This window comes from Agrobacterium rosae (genome assembly GCF_002915175.1).
In the GTDB taxonomy this organism is placed as follows: domain Bacteria; phylum Pseudomonadota; class Alphaproteobacteria; order Rhizobiales; family Rhizobiaceae; genus Agrobacterium; species Agrobacterium rosae.
The window spans coordinates 105,879-125,499 of record NZ_NXEJ01000009.1 but is presented as its reverse complement, the minus strand read 5'-3'; the positions used below and the strand labels follow the sequence as shown (position 1 = coordinate 125,499).

22 protein-coding genes are annotated in these 19,621 nt (G+C 56.5%); 14 read left to right on the top strand and 8 right to left on the bottom strand.

The window, feature by feature from the left end; genetic code table 11:
- Nucleotides 1–44: 44 nt before the first annotated feature.
- Nucleotides 45–638 carry an RNA 2',3'-cyclic phosphodiesterase gene (gene thpR / locus CPJ18_RS20405; RefSeq protein ID WP_077104862.1) on the top strand — a complete coding sequence of 198 codons (594 nt, stop codon included), beginning with the start codon at nucleotides 45–47 and terminating at the stop codon, nucleotides 636–638.
- Here the strand turns inward: thpR and CPJ18_RS20400 are convergent.
- The gene (locus CPJ18_RS20400) at nucleotides 572–1,051 is read right to left on the bottom strand and encodes a low molecular weight protein-tyrosine-phosphatase (RefSeq protein WP_103659814.1); all 480 of its coding nucleotides are present in this window, start codon (nucleotides 1,049–1,051) and stop codon (nucleotides 572–574) included. The genes thpR and CPJ18_RS20400 overlap by 67 nt on opposite strands.
- An 85-nt stretch (nucleotides 1,052–1,136) precedes the next feature.
- Between CPJ18_RS20400 and CPJ18_RS20395 the strand changes: the two genes are divergently transcribed.
- From CPJ18_RS20395 to CPJ18_RS20365, 8 genes are all read left to right on the top strand, one after another.
- Nucleotides 1,137–1,442, top strand: a complete 306-nt coding sequence (locus CPJ18_RS20395) for a 4a-hydroxytetrahydrobiopterin dehydratase (protein WP_077121478.1) — start codon at nucleotides 1,137–1,139, stop codon at nucleotides 1,440–1,442.
- Nucleotides 1,443–1,493: 51 nt separating this feature from the next.
- The gene (locus CPJ18_RS20390; protein ID WP_077104867.1) at nucleotides 1,494–1,871 is read left to right on the top strand and encodes a YkvA family protein; all 378 of its coding nucleotides are present in this window, start codon (nucleotides 1,494–1,496) and stop codon (nucleotides 1,869–1,871) included.
- Between the two features lie 280 nt (nucleotides 1,872–2,151).
- The gene (locus CPJ18_RS20385) at nucleotides 2,152–2,655 is read left to right on the top strand and encodes an invasion associated locus B family protein (protein WP_077104869.1); all 504 of its coding nucleotides are present in this window, start codon (nucleotides 2,152–2,154) and stop codon (nucleotides 2,653–2,655) included.
- 45 nt (nucleotides 2,656–2,700) lie between these two features.
- A complete protein-coding gene (locus CPJ18_RS26860) occupies nucleotides 2,701–2,850 on the top strand; it encodes a hypothetical protein (protein ID WP_153366897.1) in 150 nt (49 codons plus the stop codon).
- Between the two features lie 4 nt (nucleotides 2,851–2,854).
- The gene (gene rlmN / locus CPJ18_RS20380) at nucleotides 2,855–4,093 is read left to right on the top strand and encodes a dual-specificity RNA methyltransferase RlmN (protein ID WP_077104871.1); all 1,239 of its coding nucleotides are present in this window, start codon (nucleotides 2,855–2,857) and stop codon (nucleotides 4,091–4,093) included.
- Between the two features lie 104 nt (nucleotides 4,094–4,197).
- The gene (locus tag CPJ18_RS20375; protein WP_103659813.1) at nucleotides 4,198–5,151 is read left to right on the top strand and encodes an ABC transporter substrate-binding protein; all 954 of its coding nucleotides are present in this window, start codon (nucleotides 4,198–4,200) and stop codon (nucleotides 5,149–5,151) included.
- A 159-nt stretch (nucleotides 5,152–5,310) separates the two neighbouring features.
- Nucleotides 5,311–6,192 carry an ABC transporter permease gene (locus CPJ18_RS20370; RefSeq protein ID WP_077105003.1) on the top strand — a complete coding sequence of 294 codons (882 nt, stop codon included), beginning with the start codon at nucleotides 5,311–5,313 and terminating at the stop codon, nucleotides 6,190–6,192.
- Nucleotides 6,189–6,983 (top strand): ABC transporter ATP-binding protein, encoded by a 795-nt coding sequence (locus CPJ18_RS20365; protein WP_103659812.1) that lies wholly within the window; start codon nucleotides 6,189–6,191, stop codon nucleotides 6,981–6,983. The genes CPJ18_RS20370 and CPJ18_RS20365 overlap by 4 nt, the downstream gene beginning before the upstream one ends.
- Before the next feature lie 63 nt (nucleotides 6,984–7,046).
- Here the strand turns inward: CPJ18_RS20365 and CPJ18_RS20360 are convergent, their stop codons facing one another.
- The 5 genes from CPJ18_RS20360 to CPJ18_RS20340 form a co-directional block, all read right to left on the bottom strand.
- Nucleotides 7,047–7,604 (bottom strand): fasciclin domain-containing protein, encoded by a 558-nt coding sequence (locus CPJ18_RS20360; protein WP_103659811.1) that lies wholly within the window; start codon nucleotides 7,602–7,604, stop codon nucleotides 7,047–7,049.
- 116 nt (nucleotides 7,605–7,720) lie between these two features.
- On the bottom strand, nucleotides 7,721–8,437 hold the full coding sequence (locus tag CPJ18_RS20355; protein WP_103659810.1) for an anti-sigma factor: 717 nt from the start codon (nucleotides 8,435–8,437) through the stop codon (nucleotides 7,721–7,723).
- Nucleotides 8,434–8,973 carry a sigma-70 family RNA polymerase sigma factor gene (locus CPJ18_RS20350; RefSeq protein ID WP_103659809.1) on the bottom strand — a complete coding sequence of 180 codons (540 nt, stop codon included), beginning with the start codon at nucleotides 8,971–8,973 and terminating at the stop codon, nucleotides 8,434–8,436. The genes CPJ18_RS20355 and CPJ18_RS20350 overlap by 4 nt, the downstream gene beginning before the upstream one ends.
- 99 nt (nucleotides 8,974–9,072) lie before the next feature.
- Nucleotides 9,073–9,720 (bottom strand): LysE family translocator, encoded by a 648-nt coding sequence (locus CPJ18_RS20345; protein WP_103659808.1) that lies wholly within the window; start codon nucleotides 9,718–9,720, stop codon nucleotides 9,073–9,075.
- Nucleotides 9,721–9,824: 104 nt separating this feature from the next.
- Nucleotides 9,825–10,679: an SDR family NAD(P)-dependent oxidoreductase gene (locus tag CPJ18_RS20340; RefSeq protein ID WP_077121499.1), complete on the bottom strand. Its 855-nt coding sequence runs from the start codon at nucleotides 10,677–10,679 to the stop codon at nucleotides 9,825–9,827.
- Between the two features lie 244 nt (nucleotides 10,680–10,923).
- Between CPJ18_RS20340 and CPJ18_RS20335 the strand changes: the two genes are divergently transcribed.
- A complete protein-coding gene (locus CPJ18_RS20335) occupies nucleotides 10,924–12,147 on the top strand; it encodes an argininosuccinate synthase (RefSeq protein WP_077105004.1) in 1,224 nt (407 codons plus the stop codon).
- A 49-nt stretch (nucleotides 12,148–12,196) separates the two neighbouring features.
- Here CPJ18_RS20335 and CPJ18_RS20330 read toward each other — a convergent pair whose 3' ends face one another.
- Both CPJ18_RS20330 and CPJ18_RS20325 read right to left on the bottom strand, forming a co-directional pair.
- Nucleotides 12,197–13,375: a multidrug effflux MFS transporter gene (locus tag CPJ18_RS20330; protein ID WP_103659807.1), complete on the bottom strand. Its 1,179-nt coding sequence runs from the start codon at nucleotides 13,373–13,375 to the stop codon at nucleotides 12,197–12,199.
- Nucleotides 13,376–13,392: 17 nt separating this feature from the next.
- Nucleotides 13,393–13,863: a MarR family winged helix-turn-helix transcriptional regulator gene (locus CPJ18_RS20325; protein ID WP_103659806.1), complete on the bottom strand. Its 471-nt coding sequence runs from the start codon at nucleotides 13,861–13,863 to the stop codon at nucleotides 13,393–13,395.
- A 158-nt stretch (nucleotides 13,864–14,021) separates the two neighbouring features.
- Here CPJ18_RS20325 and CPJ18_RS20320 point away from each other — a divergent pair, with 158 nt between their 5' ends.
- The 4 genes from CPJ18_RS20320 to leuD all read left to right on the top strand — a co-directional run bounded on the left by CPJ18_RS20320 (nucleotide 14,022) and on the right by leuD (nucleotide 19,594).
- On the top strand, nucleotides 14,022–16,088 hold the full coding sequence (locus CPJ18_RS20320; protein ID WP_103659939.1) for a M3 family metallopeptidase: 2,067 nt from the start codon (nucleotides 14,022–14,024) through the stop codon (nucleotides 16,086–16,088).
- Nucleotides 16,089–16,255: 167 nt separating this feature from the next.
- Nucleotides 16,256–18,076, top strand: a complete 1,821-nt coding sequence (gene typA, locus CPJ18_RS20315) for a translational GTPase TypA (protein WP_067646006.1) — start codon at nucleotides 16,256–16,258, stop codon at nucleotides 18,074–18,076.
- A gap of 236 nt (nucleotides 18,077–18,312) precedes the next feature.
- Complete coding sequence (locus CPJ18_RS20310; protein ID WP_103587102.1) at nucleotides 18,313–18,819, top strand: GNAT family N-acetyltransferase; 507 nt, start codon at nucleotides 18,313–18,315, stop codon at nucleotides 18,817–18,819.
- Between the two features lie 169 nt (nucleotides 18,820–18,988).
- The gene (gene leuD / locus CPJ18_RS20305) at nucleotides 18,989–19,594 is read left to right on the top strand and encodes a 3-isopropylmalate dehydratase small subunit (protein ID WP_103659805.1); all 606 of its coding nucleotides are present in this window, start codon (nucleotides 18,989–18,991) and stop codon (nucleotides 19,592–19,594) included.
- Nucleotides 19,595–19,621 lie beyond the last annotated feature (27 nt).

Genomic DNA, 19,621 nt, shown 5'->3' with positions numbered 1-19,621 from the left:
TGATTCGCTGTGGTTGTTCTGCCAAAAGATTCGGGGAGCTCGCCATGCCGAGACTGTTTACCGCCCTCGAAATTCCGCGCAATGCGGCAATGAGTCTCTCATTGTTGCGCGGTGGTCTACCGGGAGCCCGGTGGATCGACGTGGAGAATTATCATATCACCCTACGCTTTATCGGGGACATCGACGGTCGCACCGCTGATGAGGTCGTCAACCGGCTTGACCGGATCGACAGACCGGAATTTCCGGTCAATCTGACGGGGATAGGATCGTTCGGTTCGAAAAAGCCCCACTCCATCTGGGCCGGCGTTTCTCCGTCTGCGGAAATGACGGCACTGCAAGGCGAGATAGAGCGGATTTGCCAGCGTCTGGGCTTACCGCCCGACCCGCGTAAATTCACGCCACACGTCACTCTCGCGCGGCTGAGAAACTCACGGCTGGATGATGTGGTCCATTACCTCTCGGGACGCGGCGATTTTCGCACATCGCCCTTTACCGTCGGTCGTTTCGTGCTGATGTCATCGAAGGAATCGGTCGGTGGCGGTCCCTACATTGTGGAGGAAGTCTTTCCGCTTCAGGAATCCTGGCCTGTTTCCAGCTTTTCCAGCGCGGAGATGCAGCCATCCAAAAGCATGCTGTAGACGGCCTCAAAACCGTCTTCACCACCATAATAGGGATCTGGAACGCTCTCCCTTCGGCCAGTCGCGTACTGGCTGAAAAGGTGGACTTTGTGCTTGTACTGCACGGGGCAGCTTGCCCGGAGGCGGTCGAGATTATCTTCGTCCATGGCGAAGATGAGGTCGAAGTTCACGAAATCCACGGCCCTGACCTGCCGCGCTTTCTGGCCTGAAATATCGATTCCATGCCGGTTGGCAACCGCGACTGAACGAGGATCTGGCGGATGGCCGGCATGCCAGCCACCGGTTCCAGCGGAGTCGATCACGAACAGATCAGCGATATGTTGTTTTTCGACCAAATGGGAGAAAATGCCCTCGGCCAATGGCGAGCGGCAGATGTTTCCCATGCAAACAAAAAGGACGGCTGTGCGTTTCATAGGTCATATAAAGCAAAACTGTGAGGCAGTTGTGCGATAAGACTTGGCAGAATCGCCTCATCCACAGATAACGAAAGGGACGCTTATGCAATATGCCAAACTCGACAGAGATGTGATCGACCGGGAACTTGCTAAATTGCAGGGATGGTCTTTGCGAGAAGATGGTCTTGCAATCGTCAAGGCCTATAAATTCGCGAACTTCGCAGAAGCCTTCGGTTTTATGGCGGAATGCGCATTGGTCGCCGAAAAGCTCAACCATCACCCCGAATGGTCGAATGTCTATTCCCGCGTCAAAGTGTGCCTGACGACACATGACAGCCAAGGCATTACCGAACGCGACTTTCTTTTGGCAAACGCCATGCAAAAGGCAGCGGCGGGCCGGAGCGATTGAACGGGCGGGCGGCGCGCCTATATAGGGTCCATGACCAAAGGACACACGACAATGGATGACGTGAAAATTGGTGAAATTCTCCTGCCCGGAGAGCCCGACACCCAGGAAGAGCGCGAACAGCAGGTGCGCGCCAAGTTCTGGCCGAAGATGAAGCGCGTGATGAGCAAAGTGCCCTTCGCGCGCGATGCCGCAGCCGCCTATTATTGCGCGATGGACCGTGAGACACCGTTTCGTGCGAAGGGTATTTTGTTTGCGGCCCTTGGCTACTTCATCATGCCGATGGACGTAGTCCCGGATGTTTTTGCTGTTATCGGCTTCACCGATGACATTGCCGTTTTGACCGCAGCCCTTGCCATGATCCGTGCCCATATCAAAATGGAACACTATGAGGCGGCTGACGCTGCGCTGGAGCGGTTGCGTCAGGAGTAACGCCTCTGTGATTGTTTGTTCGAAACTGCGGTAAACCCTGACAAATTCTTGCCTGAATCTTTGTGTCATTGCTGATTGCGTGGCCACGTCATGTGTTTGCTTCTCGGCCGTTAGACGTCGCTTATCTGTTACACTGCAGTGCAATTCTCGGATTTCAGCGTTGGTGTTGACGGTTTGGTAACCGATCTTTAGCCAATATCATGATGACGGACCCACCTAGGCATCGGCCCGGCGCCAGCGTTCGGCCAACTGGAAGACAATAAACCCGGCAGGAAATTCAATGTTTGTAAGAAGTGTAGCAACCGCAGTCGCCATTCTGTTGACCAGTGTCGGCATAGCCTCTGCACAGTCGCCCACGCGCATCCAGCAGTTCAACGCATGGGGTGCTTATTCGTACAAATCGGGTAAAAGCACTGTTTGCTATGTTCTTTCGATTCCAACGACCAAGGAACCCGCAAGCGTTGACCACGGTGATATTTTCTTCATCGTCTCTCAGCGCCCTGGCCAGAATATCTCCTATGAGCCGCAAGCTATGGTGGGCTATTCCCTCCGCGAAAGCTCCAAGGTCAACGTCACCATCGACAATAAGAACTTCGTGATGTTCACCAAGGACAAGGCTGCCTGGGTTGAAAACGCCGCCGAAGAGCCGGCCCTTGTCGCGGCCATGAAGGTCGGCAAGTCAATGACCGTCAAGGCAACATCGGCGCGCGGCACCGGGACAACCTACTCCTATTCGCTATCCGGCATCTCGGCTGCTTTGAAGCAGATCGAAAGCTGCAAATAAGCCTATCTGATGCGATATTGAGATGGCCGGTCCAGGACCGGCCATTTGCGTTTCTACCGTTTTGATGCTAAAGGCGCGGCAACAAATACAGGCGGAAGCGCGAAACGTGCCCCGCCTTTGATTTTTCTCCACATGCAGACGATTTTCGCCTCACTTTCAGGCCTGTTTTCCGTTCTGCAATGGCTGATGGGATAAGACGATGTCCGTACTGGAAGCGACTGCCGATCTGGTGGTCAAGACGCCGATGATTTCGAACGCCGACCTCATGTCCGAAAAGCCGACGCTGATCGGCATGACGCGTGAAGAAATGGCAGATGCGCTGATAGACATCGGCGTCACGCAGAAGCAGTCGAAGATGCGCGTCAGCCAGCTGTGGAACTGGCTCTATGTGCGCGGCGTCTCCGATTTCGACCACATGACCAATGTGGCCAAGGAACTGCGCGAAAAGCTGAAACTCCACTTTACCATTGCGCGTCCGGAAATCGTCGAAGAACAGGTTTCCAACGATGGCACCCGCAAATGGCTGATGCGCTTTCCGCCACGCGGCGCGGGTCGTCCGGTTGAGATCGAAACCGTCTATATTCCCGAAGAAGGTCGCGGCACGCTGTGCATTTCCAGCCAGGTTGGCTGCACACTGACCTGTTCCTTCTGTCATACTGGGACGCAGCGTCTGGTGCGCAACCTGACGGCGGAAGAGATTTTGGCGCAGCTTCTGGTCGCCCGTGATCGTCTCGGTGATTTCCCGGACCGTGAAGCGCCGCAAGGCACGATCATGCCTGCCGAGGGACGCAAGGTCTCCAACATCGTGATGATGGGCATGGGCGAGCCGCTTTATAATTTCGAGCATGTAAAGACAGCCTTGCTGATCGCAACCGACGGTGACGGCCTGTCGCTGTCCAAGCGCCGCGTGACGCTCTCCACCTCCGGCGTCGTGCCGGAAATCTTCCGCACCGGTGAAGAAATCGGCGTGATGCTGGCGATCTCGCTGCATGCGGTGCGCGATGAACTGCGCGACATGCTGGTGCCGATCAACAAGAAATATCCGCTGAAAGAGTTGATCGACGCTTGCCGCAACTATCCCGGCGTTTCGAATGCGCGGCGCATCACCTTCGAATATGTGATGCTGAAGGACGTCAATGACAGTCTGGAAGATGCCAAGATGCTGACGCAGCTTCTGAAGGGCGTTCCGGCCAAGATCAATCTCATTCCCTTCAACCCATGGCCGGGCACGAATTACCAGTGTTCCGACTGGGAGCAGATCGAAAAGTTCGCCGATTTTATCAATCACGCGGGCTACGCCTCCCCGATCCGCACACCGCGCGGGCGTGATATTCTGGCTGCCTGTGGTCAGCTGAAGTCGGAATCCGAGCGGATGCGCAAGACCGAACGCATGGCTTTCGAGGCCATGATGATCGCCAATCATGGCGCGGACGACTGATAAAGAAAAAGAATTGATGGGTGCGTTCAGGCTTGCGCGATTGATTTCGTTTTAACCCTTTCTTAAAGAGGGCCAAGAAAACGAAACAATCGGAGGAATACCCTATGCGCACACTCATTCTGGCGCTCGCCGCCGCGACGACCATTGCCCTGCCTGCAAAAGCTCAAGATGTGACCGTTGCCGTCACCGCCATCGTTGAACATCCCGCACTGGACGCTGCACGCGATGGCGTGAAGGCGGCTCTTGCCGAAGCCGGATACAAGGAAGGCGAAAACCTGAAATTCGTCTACCAGTCCGCCCAGGGTAATCCTGGTACCGCATCACAGATCGCGCGCCAGTTCGTTGGCGATGCCCCCAACGTCATTGTTCCGATCTCGACACCGTCTGCGCAGGCTGTTGTCGCCGCCACTCGCGATATCCCAATCGTCTTCACCGCCGTTTCCGATCCGGTTGGCGCGCAGCTGATCAAGTCCATGGAAAAGCCCGGTCGCAACGTCACAGGTCTTTCAGACAAACTGCCGGTTGCCGAACATCTGGCGCTGATCAAGGAAATCACGCCCAACGCCAAGACGATCGGCTACCTCTACAATTCTGCCGAAGCCAATTCCGTATCGACGCTGGAGCTTCTGAAAGCTGAAGCCGAAAAGGCTGGTCTGAAGGTGGTGGAATCCGTAGCGACAAAATCAGCCGAAGTGCAGGGCGCAACCCGCGCCCTAGTGGGCAAAGCCGACGTAATCTACGTTCCCACTGACAACACAATCGTCTCGGCCTTCGAAGCCGCAGCCAGCGTTGCGTCTGAAGCCAAGATTCCGCTGTTTGCCGCCGATACGGATTCCGTTGCGCGTGGTGCAATTGCCGCCCTCGGTTTCAACTATTTCGACGTGGGCAAGCAGACCGGCGCTGTCGTCGTTCGGATCCTCAAGGGTGAAAAGCCCGGCGATATTCCTGCGACCGTTGCCATCGGCACCGATCTCGTCTTGAACAAGAAGGCTGCTGAAAAGGCAGGCGTAACGTTCCCTGAGAGCGTGACGAAGCGCGCGACCAAGATTATCGACTAAAAGACCACCTGCCCTCTCCGTCATCCTCGGGCTCGTCCCGAGGATCTACCCACGTTCAATGAAAGTTGGACGGCAGCAGATACTCGGGACATCCTCGGACTTGATCTGGGGGCCGAGCATGACGAAAGAGTGGATGGTCGCAAACCAAGGAATTCTGCCGTGAGCCAAATCGCCTTCTGGGGTGCCGTCGAACTGGGGCTGGTTTTTGCCTTTGTCGCCATCGGCGTTTATCTCGCATTTCGTGTGCTCGACTTCCCTGACCTCACCGTCGATGGGTCGTTTCCACTGGGCGCAGCAGTGGCGGCGGTGCTGATCGTGGCGGGGTTCAATCCTTGGGCTGCGACAGGCGTTGCGATGGTTGCCGGTGCAGCAGCCGGTATGGTGACGGCTGTACTCAACGTCCGCTTTAAAATCCTCAATCTTCTGGCCTCGATCCTGACCATGATCGCGCTGTTTTCCGTGAACCTGCGGGTGATGGGAAAGCCCAACGTCGCGCTGCTCAATCAGGATACGGTCATCGAGCCGTTCTATGGTCTAGGCATTGCAGACTATCTGCTGCGCCCGCTTTTCGTCGGCGTGCTCGTGGTGATCGCAGTCATCCTCGTCTGGCGTTTTCTGGAGAGTGATGCGGGCCTCGCGATGCGAGCAACCGGTGCCAATGCGCGGATGGCGCGGGCACAGGGTGTGAAGACCGGCAACCAGATCTATCTCGGCATGGCGCTGTCCAATGCGTTGGTGGCCCTTGGTGGTGCCCTGTTTGCGCAGACCAATGGTTTTGCCGATGTGACCGCCGGTGTCGGCACCATCGTCGTCGGCCTTGCCGCCGTTATCATCGGGGAGACGTTATTCGGATCGCGCGGGATATTGATTGCGCTCATCGGCTGCGTTCTCGGCTCCATCGCCTATCGTCTGGCGATCCAGCTGGCTCTATCAAGCGATGCGCTGGGCCTCAAAGCTTCCGACCTTAATTTCGTGACTGCCGTGCTGGTCGCCGTGGCGCTGATATTGCCGCGCCTGCGTCGTGGGGGAGCAACATCATGATTTCATTGTCCGATATTCAAGTCGTCTTCGGACGCGGTACGCCGCTGGAGAAGAAAGCACTCGCCAAGGTCGATCTGACCATCGAGGATGGTTCTTTCGTGACCGTCATCGGCTCCAACGGTGCCGGAAAATCCACGTTGCTCGGCGTTCTTGCTGGCGACGTTCTGCCAACTGCCGGCAAAGTCACCATCGGTGGCGTGGACGTAACCCGAAAGCCGACGGCAAACCGTGCAGGCCAGGTGGCCCGCGTATTTCAGGACCCCTTGACGGGAAGCTGCGGCACGCTGACCATCGAAGAAAATCTTGCGCTTGCTGCCGCACGCGGCAAAACACGCGGACTTCTGCCAGCACTGGGCGGCGGACGCCGGGTGTTTTTTCAGGAGCGCATCGCCTCCTTGAATCTCGGCCTCGAAAACCGGCTGAAAGACCGCATGGACCTTCTGTCAGGTGGTCAACGTCAGGCGGTTTCTCTGGTGATGGCAACGCTTGCGGGTTCGGATGTTCTGCTGCTGGACGAACACACGGCTGCACTCGACCCAGGCATGGCGGAATTCGTGATGGGCCTGACGCAAAAGGTGGTGGAAGAGCGCAAGCTGACGACTTTGATGGTCACGCATTCCATGCGACAGGCGCTGGATTATGGCGACCGTACCATCATGCTGCATGCGGGCGAGATCGTTCTGGATGTCTCCGGCGAAAGCCGAAAGGGCTTGCAGGTCGAAGACCTGATCGAGATGTTCCGCAAGATACGCGGGCAGACCATTGATGATGACGAATTGCTGATCGGGTAAAATAAAAAAGAAAAACGCCGTGCGCCTGGGGAAGCGCACGGCGTTTCGTTGCACCGAAACGATTTACATTTTCGGCAGCAAGACCTTGTCGATGACGTGAATGACGCCGTTCGACTGCTTGACGTCAGCAATGGTGACATGCGCCACGTTGCCGTTCTCATCGGTCAGCGTGATTTTTTTCATGTCATATTTGGCTTTCAGCACACAGCCACCAACCGTCTTCACGTCATGGGTGCCGCCATCGTCCTTGATCATCTTTTCGATGGCTGTAGACAGGGCATCGGCTGCAACAACGTGGCAGGTCAGGATTTTCGTCAGCTTCGCCTTGTTTTCAGGCTTCAGAAGCGTTTCGACAGTTCCTTTTGGCAGCGCTGCGAAGGCTTCGTTTGTAGGTGCGAAAACCGTGAAGGGGCCTTTGCCCTGCAACGTTTCCACCAGACCGGCGGCCTTGACGGCGGCGACAAGCGTGGTGTGATCCTTCGAATTCATCGCATTTTCAACGATGTTCTTGTTTTCGTACATCGCGGCACCGCCAACCATAGGGTTCTTGGCTTGAGCCGCAAATGCGACGGTCGAAAGGGCTGCGGCAAGCGCGATCATGCGCAGGCTGGACTTCATCATGGCGTTTTCTCCTCTGGTCCCGCCAATCGTCCCTGCGTTGTTGCAGGTGACGTATCCGGTACATGAGAAGGTACGGGCCGTGTTCAGGCAAAGTTTCAGCAGTAGTAAATTATTTTTTAAAGCTGCCGTGTCGTTCCGCTGGCGATGACCGGCCCGGTCGGCTTGCCCGTGGGCGATCCACCATAGGGCTCCAAGCTGACAGCAAGCGTAATGCCGTCGTGAAGCTGCTCACGCATGTCGAGCGGAATGGTCATTTCGGCGTTTTTCTGCGGATCGACAAGGCCGAGCGAGATGGGCACGCCATCGGCCTTGACCAACCAAAGCTCCAGCGATTTCTGTGCCTTGTCACCCGCTGCCATCGGCGTCAGTGCCATTCGACCTGAAGACGCGTCATAGGACACCATCAAGGCCATGGGATCGTCCGGGGAGGACAGTTCCGCCATATAGGACATCTGAAGCGACTTTGGCTGGGGCTGGGGCTGCACCACGAAGGAGATGGCTGCAATGGCCGCGCATGTTGTCGCCAGGGCACTGAAGCCACGCCAGAAGGCGAGCGAACCCCATAGGGATGGCAGGAGGCCTGCCTTGGCCTCGGAGGCAAACAGACGGTTTTCTATCGCCGGGTAGGTGGCTGAATTGGGCGGAACCGGCTTGTACTCTTCGTTGAGACCAGCAAAATGCACTTCCCAATGGCGAATGTTTTGCGCAAATGCGTCCTCGGAACGCATACGCTTTTCCACCTGCCGGCGGTCGTCCGCAGACAACACGCCAAGCACATATTCGGCGGCGATCACGTCGTCCCTTGGAATATCGCTGTCGTCAGGTTTCGTCATCGCTCCATGCACTCTTTCAGCTTGATGATACTGCGCCTCAACCACGTTCGCATCGTATTCAACGGCACGGCATGAAGCTGCGCCAGTTCCTGATAGCTCATTCCCTCCACATAGGCTTGCCGGACAGCGTTCGCCCTGCCTTCCTCCAGCTCGCCCAGGCATAAATCTATGCTGCGTCCTTCATCCTTTCGCAGCATTGCCTGCTCCGGATCCGGTCCTGTGTCGACCAGATCAGGAACGTCGTCCAGCTCGCTGGCAATAGGCTTGCGCGCACGGATGATGTCTATCGCCTGATTGCGGGCAATGGCTGCCAGCCACACGTCGGCGGTGCCGGAGGTGGCGGAAAACAGCCGTGCACGCTGCCATATCTTCACATAGACCTCCTGCAACGCTTCGTCCGCGTCAGTCCGGTCTTTGAGTATACGAAGACAGATGGAAAAAAGTTTCGGGCTCGTCCACTTGTAAAGCGCAGCGAATGCACTGCGGTCTGCCAAGGCGACAAGGCCGATCAGCGTGCTCAGGTCGTCTTGCCGCATCGCTCCATCCCGCCAGAAGGCCAGTTCCCGAATGGCTCGCAAGCTGGCAGGGTGTTGCCTAAAATGCAAGCACCGCTTTCCAATGGTTTCGACGAAAGATTACTGGGCCTGCGTGAAAAAAATCTTTGCGGCAAAAACCGAGAAGACGCCCGCAATCGTATAATCGAGACCGCGCAGAACTTTGGCGTTGCTTTGCAGCCATCCCGACAGGCGGTCGGCAGCCACGACGATGCCGATGCCAATCGGCAAGGCGACGACGATCGACCAGAGGCCCAGGAAAATCAGTTTGCCCGTCACATGCGGGTCAGAAGCGCTGACGAATTGCGGCAGGAACGTCATGAAGAAAATGATGACTTTCGGGTTCAGCAGATTGACCCAGATGCCGTTGAGCAATGCGGAGGTCAGCGAGGCCTGCGCCTTCTGCTCCTTCGGCCGCTCCATGACGAAATTCGATCCCTTGCGGATGGCCTGAATGGCCAGCCAGACGAGATAGGCGGCACCACCCGTTTTCAACACCAGAAAGGCGGTAGGCGAGGCAACGATAAGCGCCGCCACGCCAAAGGCAACAAGCATCGTATGCACTGTAATGCCCAAATTGGTGCCCACCAGCGTCATAAAGCCGGATGCCCGTCCTTCACGTAGGGATCGACTGATCCACAGGGTCATATCAGGACCCGGCGTCACCGCCAGAAGCAGAATGGCGACGGTGAAGGCAATCATGGTCGGCAGGCTCGGTATGAAATCCACGGCGGCACCACACTTTCAAGGGTTTGATGCATGTTCATAACGCCGTTTCCAGAGCCTGCCAAGCCGGACAAAATGAGACCGCACCAGAAGGCGCGGCAGGCAGATCAGCTTTTCAGATAGGACTTGAAATCATCGCTGTAATCTTCGTGCCAGCGCGATAGAGGCGGGCGATTTTCCACCAGATCGTTTGCCGCCCAAAGGATGCGTTTTTCGTCAGTCTTGCGATCCACCTCGCCATCCGGGCACAGAATATAGAAATCACCATTGCCGATGCTATCGATCATGAAATCGACCGTCTGTTCACCTGTCCAAGCGCCCGACGGCTTTTCCGTCCGGCCATTGGCGGTAAGGCCGGTGAAGACAAAGCCGGGGATGAGAAGATGTGCCGAAACATTGCCGTTCGGTGCGTTTCTCAATTCATACTCCAAGGCCTCTGTGAAGGCCTTTACGCCTGCCTTGGACACGTTGTAAGCCGGATCACCCGGTGGCGTGGTGATGCCCTGCTTGGAGCCGGTGTTGATGATGAGGCCGGGCTCACCATGGGCCAGCATACCGGAACCGAACACACGGCTTCCGTTGACCACGCCCATCAGATTGACACCGAAAATCTTGTCCCAGTTTGCCTGCGGGCCAAAGATGGCGCTACCGGGCTGCACGCCTGCATTGTTCATCAGCACATGAACGCGCCCGAAACGCTGGATGACAGCGCGCTCGAGTGCTTCCAGCTCATCGAGTTTGGAGACATCTGTTGGAATGGAGACAATTTGCTCGTTGCCGTTTTCGGCAAGCATGGCGATCTCGCTTTGTGCAGCGGCAAGCTTCTCTCCGTCGAGGTCAACAAGCACGACGCTCATGCCGAAACTGGCGAATTTGCGGGCGGCGGCAAGGCCGATACCGGATGCAGCGCCGGTGACGACGGCGACATTATCTTGTGCGAATGCGTTGTGAAGGATCGTCATTGGTTTCTCCTTTTCGCTACCGCTTCAAATCTCCGGCAGCGACGTTCCATGGAACCATGCGCTCTACTGACGCGATGTGCAGTCTAGTCTTATCGGCCCTCTAAGTCACATGAAGATGAAAGCGTTCCAACCGCACGCCGTTTTGCATTTTTGTTGCACCCGCCGATAAACTCGCTAAAAGTGCCGAAATCCCAAGGAAAATGGCGATATCCTGATGTCGCCGACACGCAAATGGATTTCATTGATGGCCCTTCCAAAAGACGTAAAGAAAGTCGTTCTCGCCTATTCCGGCGGACTTGATACCTCCATTATTCTCAAATGGCTCCAGACCGAACTGAACGCCGAAGTGGTGACTTTCACCGCAGACCTCGGCCAGGGCGAAGAGCTGGCACCGGCCCGTAAAAAGGCCGAGATGATGGGCATCAAGGAAATCTTCGTTGAGGATGTGCGCGAAGAATTCGTGCGCGATTTCGTCTTCCCGATGTTCCGCGCCAACGCTGTTTATGAAGGCGTCTACCTGCTCGGCACTTCGATTGCCCGCCCGCTGATTTCCAAGCACCTTATCGACATCGCCAAGAAGACTGGCGCCGATGCCATCGCACACGGTGCGACCGGCAAAGGCAACGACCAGGTTCGTTTCGAGCTTTCGGCCTATGCGCTGAACCCGGATATCAAGATCATCGCCCCATGGCGTGACTGGGAATTCAAGAGCCGTACCGATCTTCTCAACTTCGCTGAACAGCACCAGATTCCGGTTGCCAAGGACAAGAAGGGCGAGGCTCCGTTTTCCGTCGATGCCAACCTTCTGCACTCGTCGTCTGAAGGCAAGGTTCTGGAAGACCCCGCAGTCGAGGCTCCAGAATACGTGCATATGCGCACCATTTCCCCGGAAGCAGCGCCCGACAAGGCAACCGTCATCAAGGTCGGTTTCCGCAAGGGTGATGCCGTCTCCATCAACGGCGTTGAAATGTCGCCGGCAACGCTTCTGGCAGCACTCAACGATTACGGTCGCGACAACGGCATCGGCCGTCTTGATCTGGTCGAGAACCGTTATGTCGGCATGAAATCGCGCGGCGTTTACGAAACACCCGGCGGCACGATCCTGCTCACCGCTCACCGCGCCATCGAATCCATCACGCTTGACCGCGGTGCCGCCCACCTCAAGGATGAGATCATGCCGCGTTATGCGGAGCTCATCTATTACGGCTTCTGGTTCTCGCCAGAGCGCGAAATGTTGCAGGCTCTGATCGACAAGAGCCAGGAACATGTCGACGGTGAGGTAACGCTGAAGCTCTACAAGGGCAATGTCATGGTCACCGGCCGCGAGAGCGACAAGTCGCTCTACTCCGACAAGCTGGTTACCTTCGAGGACGACCAGGGTGCATACGACCAGAAGGATGCGGCAGGCTTCATCAAGCTCAACGCGCTGCGTCTTCGCACGTTGGCCAAGCGCAATCTCAGCAAGTAAGCCTCTATTACAGAGATGACGTTGAAAGCCCCGGTTCTCCGGGGCTTTTTCATGTCTGCCTGCGCGATATGATGACGAAACCGATATAGCTTGCAGCCGCACTCAGTTCCATCAACGGAATGATGGTACCGAAGCCCACCAAGGGTGACCCGAGCAGCGAGGCTGCGATACCCGCTGCAAATCCCGCGCTCATCTGGATAAAGCCCATCATGGCTGATGCAGATCCTGCAATGTGGGGAAACTGCGTCATTCCGGCGGTGATGATGTAGGGGGTCAAAAGCGCAAGCCCGAATGTTGCCACGGCCACCGGGGTCATGATGGACAGGAAGGAGGGCGTGACGAGATGGACCGACAGAAAAATCAGCAGGCCGCCCAGAGCCGACAGGGAAACACCGATCACCGACGCGCGCCGGTCTCCGATTTTCTTCGCAAGGAGGCGCAAGGCAATCGAGCCGAAGAAGTACGATCCCGATTGCATCAACATCCCCACACCGAATTCTGTCGGAGAAAGCTCGACTTCGTTGATGAGGACGAACGGCAGCATGGTCGATTGGGCGTAAAGTGCGCCGACCGACCCGCCTAATACCAGCGCGGACAGCAAAAACCGTGGCGATGCCAGAAGCTCGCCATAGGCACTGAGAAGGCGGGACGGACGAAGACGGCCCGGGTCCGGTACCGTCGTTTCGCGAAGACAAAAAACAATGGTGGTAATCGATATCAACCCGAAAGCGAGCATCAGGACGAAAACCGACTGCCAGCCGAAGGCCAGCAACGACAAGCCCCCAATCGTCGGCCCGGCCGCCGGACCCACCGCCAGCATGATGCCGATGAGGTTGAGAATGCCGGTCGCCTGTGGCCCGCTATACTGATCTCGCACCACGGCCCGGGCAACGGTCACGCCGACCGACGCCCCTATCCCCTGAATGAGACGTGCGGCGAGCAGAGTGTCGACATTGGGCGCGAAAGCTGCCAGCGCTCCGCCCAAAAGGTAAATCAGGAGAAACAGAATTGTTGCCTTGCGACGGCCAAACGCATCCGACATCGCACCGGACACGAGCTGCGCCACAGCGAAGCCACCGAAATAGAGCGTCAGGCTCATCTTGATGGCCGATTCCGTCGTCGCAAACGCTCTCACGAGTTCAGGCATGGCAGGCGTGTAAATCGCCATCGAAACAGGGCCAAGTGCGGTGAGCATGGCACCGAGAATTGCGGTGCGGCGAACCGTCATGGCGGGAGTGGTGAGGTTCATAAAGGGTTCGGCTGGTTTTTGTCGCTGACTGCGGTTTGCAGATTTTTCTGCATAATCGACAGAAGCGCGTGAAATTTCTCAAAATCACCCTCTTCAAAACCGCTGGCCGCCTGATCTATCAAAAGGCCGACCTCTTCACGAACAGCAAGCAGCAGATCAGAGGACGTTTGCGTCAGGTAGATGCACTTGGAACGACGGTCATCCGGGTTCGGGCGTCTTTCGACAAGATCGAGCGATTCCAGCCTGTCGAGATAGGTGCACACCGTCATCGGCTCGAGCCCGATGCGCGTGGCGATATCGGCCTGCTTGCTGCCATCGATGGCAGCAACGGTCAAAAGCGCTCGCGCCTCACCCGGTGTCAATCCAAGTCCCGCGTCGCTGATGCGACGCTCGAAAGCGCTGTTCAAAAACCGGACACTGCTGTTGAGCAGGAATGCCAGCGATTCTTTTTCAGTCGAAGTGGCCATGCATCACCTGTTTCATAAGCGTTCCTTACTAAAAACTATGCGGCCGTCTGGCAAGGGACAGCGCGAGGGCTACGCATGTTGTTGATCCCAAGATATTGAAACGAAGCCGCAGCCATGCCCATATGGCGCATGACCAGCATCTGCATGAGGACGAACCGATGACATCGACCACAGCCCAATATTCCGCCATCACGGACTGGAACGGGACGAACGGCCTTCCCCGGTTCAATGCTGTCAGGGACGAGGATTTTGCCGGTGCCTTCGAAACCGCGCTGGCAGCCCACGATGCGGAAATCGACACGATTGCCGATAATGCCGAGGCACCGAGTTTTGCCAATACCATTGTCGCTCTCGAAGTCGCCGGAGATGCACTGTCACGTGTGTCTGCGCTGTTCTGGAACAAGGCTGGCGCTCACACCAACCCCGACATTCAGGCGCTGGAGCGCGATATCGCCCCAAAAATGTCACGCCATTATTCGAAAATCGGCATGAACGAAGCGCTGTTCAAGCGCATCGACACGTTGTGGGAGAAACGCGACGAATTAGCCCTCACCGGTGAAGAACTGCGCGTTCTCGAACGTCACTGGAAAGGTTTTGTGCGTGCCGGTGCCAAGCTGCCGAAAGAAGCGCAGGAGCGGCTGGCCGCGATCAACGAGGAACTGGCAGGGCTCGGCGCGAAATTCGGACAAAACGTTCTCGCCGACGAAAAAAGCTGGAAACTGCTTCTCACCGAGGAAGACGAGCTCGCAGGTATCCCCGACTTCCTGAGAGATTCCATGGCGGGTGCTGCGCGCGAGCATGGCGAAGACGGCAAATTCGCCGTTACCCTGTCGCGCTCGATCATCGAACCCTTCCTGACATTTTCCGAACGCCGCGATCTGCGTGAGCAGGCCTTCAAGGCTTGGGTTTCCCGTGGTGAAAACGGTGGAGAGACCGACAATCGCGAAACGGTAAAGCGCACGCTGGAACTGCGTGACGAAAAGGCAAAGCTTCTCGGCTACGCAAATTTCGCCGCTTACAAGCTGGATAATACCATGGCGAAAACGCCGGATGCTGTGAACGCGCTTTTGACCCAGGTTTGGGAAAAAGCTGTCGAGCGCGCCGGTGAGGAAGAATCCGAACTGGCAGCCGTCATCAGCGATGAAGGCAAGAACCACGATGTCATGCCATGGGACTGGCGTCATTACGCCGAAAAACTTCGGGCGAAAAAATTCAGTTTTTCCGAGGCTGAGCTTAAGCCCTATTTGCAGCTGGAAAAGATCATCGAAGCCTGCTTCGACGTGGCACAAAGGCTTTTCGGCATCCGTGCCGTCGAGCTTAAAGATGTCACCGCTTACCACCCGGATGTCCGCACCTTCGAAATTCGCAATGAACAGGGCGAGCTTGTCGCAATGTTCCTCGGTGATTTCTTCGCCCGGCCATCGAAACGTTCCGGTGCCTGGATGAGCGCATTCCAGTCTCAGCATAAGCTGCCCCTGAAGAACGGTACGGTCGGTGAATTGCCGATCATCTACAACGTCTGTAATTTTGCCAAACCATCACAGGGCAAGCCTGCGCTGCTCTCTTTGGACGATGCCCGCACATTGTTTCACGAATTCGGCCATGCGCTGCACGGTATGCTATCCAACGTGACCTACGCATCGGTATCAGGAACAGGCGTCTCCCGTGATTTTGTTGAACTGCCTTCGCAGCTTTACGAACATTGGCTGACCGTGCCTGAAATCCTTGAGAAATATGCTCTTCACTATGAGACGGGCGCTCCGATGCCAAAGGCACTGCTGGACAAGGTTCTCGCCGCCCAAACCTTTAACGCAGGTTTCAACACGGTCGAATTCACCTCGTCGGCACTGGTCGATATGGCCTTCCACACACGCGGTGCCGTCGATGATCCGATGGCCGTGCAGGCGCAAGTTCTGGCATCGCTCAACATGCCGAAGTCGATCGTCATGCGTCATGCAACGCCGCATTTCCAGCACGTCTTTTCCGGCGACGGATATTCCGCGGGCTACTATTCCTACATGTGGTCGGAAGTTCTCGATGCCGATGCCTTCGCAGCCTTCGAAGAAACTGGCGACCCGTTCAACGCGGAAATGGCCCGCAAGCTGAAGGACAACATCTACGCCGTCGGCGGCTCGATCGACGCGGAAGAAACCTATCAGGCGTTTCGTGGCAAGATGCCAAGCCCCGATGCGATGTTGCAAAAGCGTGGCCTCGTTGCTGGCTGAGCTTGGCCGGAGGCACCTGAAAACTGTCATAAAACTCTGATACGGCGTTTCTGCAAGGGGCTTATGTGGTTGCCCCCCTTTCGCATTTGCAAAAAAAAGGTTATAGGCCCGCCAGACTAAATTGGCGCATCTAAGATATGACGCCCCAACTTCAGAGATATTAAACAATGGCAATTCGCAACATCGCGATTATCGCGCACGTTGACCATGGCAAAACGACGCTCGTTGACGAGCTTCTGAAACAGTCCGGTTCGTTCCGCGAAAACCAGCGCGTTGCAGAGCGCGTCATGGACAGTAACGACCTGGAAAAAGAACGCGGCATCACCATTCTCGCCAAGGCGACGTCTGTCGAGTGGAAGGGTGTTCGCATCAACATCGTCGACACCCCCGGCCACGCCGACTTCGGTGGTGAAGTCGAGCGTATCCTGTCGATGGTGGACGGCGCGATCGTTCTGGTCGACTCGTCTGAAGGCCCAATGCCGCAGACCAAGTTCGTGGTTTCCAAGGCGCTCAAGGTAGGCCTCAAGCCTATCGTTGCGATCAACAAGATCGACCGTCCCGATGGCCGCCACGAAGAAGTTATCAACGAAGTGTTCGACCTTTTCGCGAACCTCGATGCGACTGACGAGCAGCTCGACTTCCCGATCCTTTACGGTTCCGGTCGCGATGGCTGGATGAACGTCAACCCTGAGGGACCAAAGGACGAAGGTCTTGCACCTTTGCTCGATCTCGTTCTCAAGCACGTGCCTGAGCCAACGGTTGAAGAAGGTCCGTTCCGTCTGATCGGCACGATCCTTGAAGCCAACCCGTTCCTCGGCCGCATCATCACCGGTCGTATCGCATCCGGTTCGATCAAGCCGAACCAGGCCGTCAAGGTTCTGGGCCAGGATGGCAAGATCATCGAAACCGGTCGTATCTCCAAGATCCTCGCATTCCGCGGCATCGAGCGCACAGCGATTGATGAAGCCCATGCAGGCGACATCGTTGCCATCGCCGGTCTCTCCAAGGGCACCGTCGCCGATACGTTCTGTGATCCTTCGGTTACCGAAGCCATGACAGCACAGCCAATCGATCCGCCAACGGTAACGATGTCCTTCATCGTTAACGACTCTCCGCTGGCCGGCACCGAAGGCGACAAGGTGACATCGCGCGTTATCCGCGATCGTCTGTACAAGGAAGCCGAAGGCAACGTTGCGCTGAAGATCGAAGAAGCCGAAGGCAAGGATTCGTTCTTCGTGTCCGGCCGTGGCGAATTGCAGCTCGCCGTTCTGATCGAGACCATGCGTCGCGAAGGCTTCGAGCTTGCCGTTTCGCGTCCACGCGTTGTGATGCAGAAGGACGAGAACGGCCAGACCATCGAGCCGATCGAAGAAGTCGTTATTGACGTCGATGAAGAGCACTCCGGTATCGTTGTTCAGAAGATGTCCGAGCGCAAGGCAGAAATGACCGAGCTTCGTCCATCCGGCGGCAACCGCGTTCGCCTGAAGTTCTTGGCTCCAACGCGTGGCCTCATCGGCTACCAGTCCGAACTTTTGACGGACACACGCGGCACGGCGATCATGAACCGTCTGTTCCACTCCTACCAGCCGTTCAAGGGTGCTATCGCTGGTCGCGTCCAGGGCGTTCTGCTGTCGAACGGTTCCGGTGAAGCTGTTGCTTACGCCATGTTCAACCTGGAAGATCGCGGCCCGATGATGATTGAGCCCGGCGAAAAGGTTTATGCTGGCATGATCATCGGCATTCACACGCGCGACAACGACCTCGAAGTCAACGTTCTCAAGGGCAAGCAGCTCACCAACATCCGCGCCGCTGGCAAGGATGAAGCCGTGAAGCTGACACCGCCGATCCGCATGACGCTTGACCGCGCTCTGTCGTGGATTCAGGACGATGAGCTGATGGAAGTGACACCAAAGTCCATCCGTCTGCGCAAGATGTTCCTGGACGCTAACGATCGCAAGCGTTTCGACAAGGCAAAGCTCGCTGGCTGATTGCTGACATAGTTTCAAATTCTAAGAACCCGGCCTTCGCGCCGGGTTTTTTGATATCTGGCCTCTTCTTTACGTGCCCAGCATTTATTCGCGGGACTGAGTCGGACGGCGCTTGCCTCAATGGTAAATATAGCGTTAATTTTCTGGCATCATCCACATGAATAGGCTGTGGGTAAGCTTCAAGCCGTTAACCTTTATGGCTGGTAAGTTTTCCCCGTCGGGATCAGAATCGCGTTATGAAAACGTTATCCATAGACATTCGCCGAGCAGAGCCGGACGATGCGCGCGCCATTTCCGACGCGCACAGATCGTCCTGGCAGCAGGCCTATGCAGGTCTCATTCCCCATAAGCCACTTCGGCAGATGCTGGACCGCCGCAATGAGACATGGTGGCGTAAAGCAACACGCGGTTCGGCCACCATGCTGGTGGTGGAAATTTCCGGCGTTGTTGCGGGATACACGACACTAGGCCTCAGCCGGGCGCGTGGCCTTCCCTATGACGGCGAAATCTACGAGATTTACCTGCGCCCTGAATATCAGGGCATGGGGCTGGGCTCCGTCCTTTTCATCGAGGCACGGCGTCTGCTGAAGTCGCTCGGCTGCAATGGTGTTGTCGTGTGGTGCCTTGAAGACAGCGATGTCGCCAGCCGTTTCTTTCGCTCGCATGGCGGCAAGGACGTGGCGGAAGGCATGGAAGATTTTGACGGCACCCAATTGCGTAAGCTCGGCTACGTCTGGCACTAAAACTCCCGATCCCTCACCTGTTTTTCAAGCAAACCCATCCTGACGTCTCTATGTTTCGACAGGTGTACCATGTGGGTGCGGTTTGGCCTTCAAATACGCGCGATTTTGCGCTATTGCGGCAGTCAGCGTTTATTATGGCCCTGCTATCTGTAAGATTTCGGAGTGAGAGATGGAAAAGTTCACCAAACTGACGGGTGTCGCTGCCCCCATGCCGGTCGTCAACATCGACACGGACATGATCATTCCGAAGGACTACCTCAAAACCATCAAGCGCACCGGCCTCGGCACCGGCTTGTTTGCAGAATCGCGCTATCTCGAAGATGGTTCGCCAAACCCAGATTTCATTTTGAACAAGCCCGCCTATCAAAACGCCCAAATTCTTGTGGCTGGGGATAATTTCGGCTGCGGTTCGTCGCGTGAACATGCGCCGTGGGCGCTGCTGGATTTCGGCATTCGCTGCGTCATCTCCACCAGCTTTGCCGATATTTTCTACAGCAACTGTTTCAAGAACGGCATTCTGCCGATCGTCGTCAGCCCGGAAAATCTGGAAAAGCTGATGGATGACGCATCGCGCGGCTCCAATGCCGTCGTCACCGTGGATCTCGAAAATCTCGAAATCAGCGGCCCTGATGGCGGCACGATCTCGTTCGAACTCGACGAATTCAAGCGCCACTGCATGCTGAACGGCCTCGACGATATCGGCCTGACGCTGGAACATGCCGGTGCCATCGAAGGTTTCGAAAAGACCAATGCCGCCGCCCGCCCCTGGGCCTGATCGCTTCCAGGCGCATTCAGAGCCGGT